1 protein-coding gene is annotated in these 337 nt (G+C 52.5%); it reads right to left on the bottom strand.

Annotated elements, in window-relative coordinates; genetic code table 11:
* Positions 1-337, bottom strand: a 337-nt coding sequence (locus AWU77_RS00060) for a putative Ig domain-containing protein (RefSeq protein ID WP_152625206.1), incomplete at both ends; no start/stop codon positions are given.

The raw sequence follows: 337 nt of genomic DNA, 5'->3' as shown, positions 1-337 counted from the left end.
ACGCTGGCAAGGCACCGCCACCAGCAAGTTGTGCGCTGTAGGTGAGCGTATCGCCAACATCCGGATCGGCAAATGTATTAGCGGCAAATTGAAAATTAAATGCGGTAGCTTCATTGGCGTTTTGATTGGGGATTGCATTGGCGACCGTGGGGGCATCGTTGGTATTGGCAACGACAATATCGAAGGTGTCAGTCACCGTGCCGCCATTGCCGTCATTGGCAATTACATCGATTGATACAGTTCCAACAAAGGCATTAGTTGGTGTGCCGCTAAAGGTACGGGTTCCCGCATTAAAGCTCAGCCACGCTGGCAAGGCACCGCCACCAGCAAGTTGTGC

It is taken from the genome of Cellvibrio sp. OA-2007 (assembly GCF_000953825.1).
Classification (GTDB): domain Bacteria; phylum Pseudomonadota; class Gammaproteobacteria; order Pseudomonadales; family Cellvibrionaceae; genus Cellvibrio.
The sequence above is the reverse complement of the archived record's forward strand: the minus strand, read 5'-3'. Positions and strand labels throughout refer to the sequence as shown.